The organism is Burkholderia sp. COPS, assembly GCF_019425585.1.
Lineage (GTDB): Bacteria > Pseudomonadota > Gammaproteobacteria > Burkholderiales > Burkholderiaceae > Burkholderia > Burkholderia cepacia.
The window spans coordinates 1-1,874 of record NZ_WIXR01000028.1 but is presented as its reverse complement, the minus strand read 5'-3'; the positions used below and the strand labels follow the sequence as shown (position 1 = coordinate 1,874).

The 1,874-nt window shown below is 53.1% G+C and carries 1 rRNA gene; it reads right to left on the bottom strand.

What is annotated here, in order from left to right:
• Positions 1 to 127 precede the first annotated feature (127 nt).
• A 16S ribosomal RNA gene (locus FOZ70_RS24185) occupies positions 128 to 1,660 on the bottom strand.
• Positions 1,661 to 1,874 lie beyond the last annotated feature (214 nt).

Below are 1,874 nucleotides of genomic sequence, written 5' to 3'. Positions count from 1 at the left end.
CGAATGTTTGTCATTGAAGATTATTGAAAGCGGCCGGCATTATAACCGGTTTATACCGCAGACCCCTGAGTCTGTCTTTAATTTACAGCCGATAAGCGTGAGCGCTCAACTTTGCGAGAAGCTCTGGAAAGGAGGTGATCCAGCCGCACCTTCCGATACGGCTACCTTGTTACGACTTCACCCCAGTCATGAATCCTACCGTGGTGACCGTCCTCCTTGCGGTTAGACTAGCCACTTCTGGTAAAACCCACTCCCATGGTGTGACGGGCGGTGTGTACAAGACCCGGGAACGTATTCACCGCGGCATGCTGATCCGCGATTACTAGCGATTCCAGCTTCATGCACTCGAGTTGCAGAGTGCAATCCGGACTACGATCGGTTTTCTGGGATTAGCTCCCCCTCGCGGGTTGGCAACCCTCTGTTCCGACCATTGTATGACGTGTGAAGCCCTACCCATAAGGGCCATGAGGACTTGACGTCATCCCCACCTTCCTCCGGTTTGTCACCGGCAGTCTCCTTAGAGTGCTCTTGCGTAGCAACTAAGGACAAGGGTTGCGCTCGTTGCGGGACTTAACCCAACATCTCACGACACGAGCTGACGACAGCCATGCAGCACCTGTGCGCCGGTTCTCTTTCGAGCACTCCCACCTCTCAGCGGGATTCCGACCATGTCAAGGGTAGGTAAGGTTTTTCGCGTTGCATCGAATTAATCCACATCATCCACCGCTTGTGCGGGTCCCCGTCAATTCCTTTGAGTTTTAATCTTGCGACCGTACTCCCCAGGCGGTCAACTTCACGCGTTAGCTACGTTACTAAGGAAATGAATCCCCAACAACTAGTTGACATCGTTTAGGGCGTGGACTACCAGGGTATCTAATCCTGTTTGCTCCCCACGCTTTCGTGCATGAGCGTCAGTATTGGCCCAGGGGGCTGCCTTCGCCATCGGTATTCCTCCACATCTCTACGCATTTCACTGCTACACGTGGAATTCTACCCCCCTCTGCCATACTCTAGCCTGCCAGTCACCAATGCAGTTCCCAGGTTGAGCCCGGGGATTTCACATCGGTCTTAGCAAACCGCCTGCGCACGCTTTACGCCCAGTAATTCCGATTAACGCTTGCACCCTACGTATTACCGCGGCTGCTGGCACGTAGTTAGCCGGTGCTTATTCTTCCGGTACCGTCATCCCCCGGCTGTATTAGAGCCAAGGATTTCTTTCCGGACAAAAGTGCTTTACAACCCGAAGGCCTTCTTCACACACGCGGCATTGCTGGATCAGGCTTTCGCCCATTGTCCAAAATTCCCCACTGCTGCCTCCCGTAGGAGTCTGGGCCGTGTCTCAGTCCCAGTGTGGCTGGTCGTCCTCTCAGACCAGCTACTGATCGTCGCCTTGGTAGGCCTTTACCCCACCAACTAGCTAATCAGCCATCGGCCAACCCTATAGCGCGAGGCCCGAAGGTCCCCCGCTTTCATCCGTAGATCGTATGCGGTATTAATCCGGCTTTCGCCGGGCTATCCCCCACTACAGGACATGTTCCGATGTATTACTCACCCGTTCGCCACTCGCCACCAGGTGCAAGCACCCGTGCTGCCGTTCGACTTGCATGTGTAAGGCATGCCGCCAGCGTTCAATCTGAGCCAGGATCAAACTCTTCAGTTTAAACCTGTTACTGTTTTCGGTTCAGTTAAGAACCGGTCGCTCACTCAAAGCTGACAGGAATATGAATTGCTTCATAAACCTGACTTACTTTAGTGTGAGACTCTTGATACTTTTGCTATCTGATCCGAGGATCAGCTCGCTTCCATCAAGCGCCCACACTTATCGGCTGTTAATTTTTAAAGAGCAATCTGCGAGGAACTTCGTGTTTCTCAGC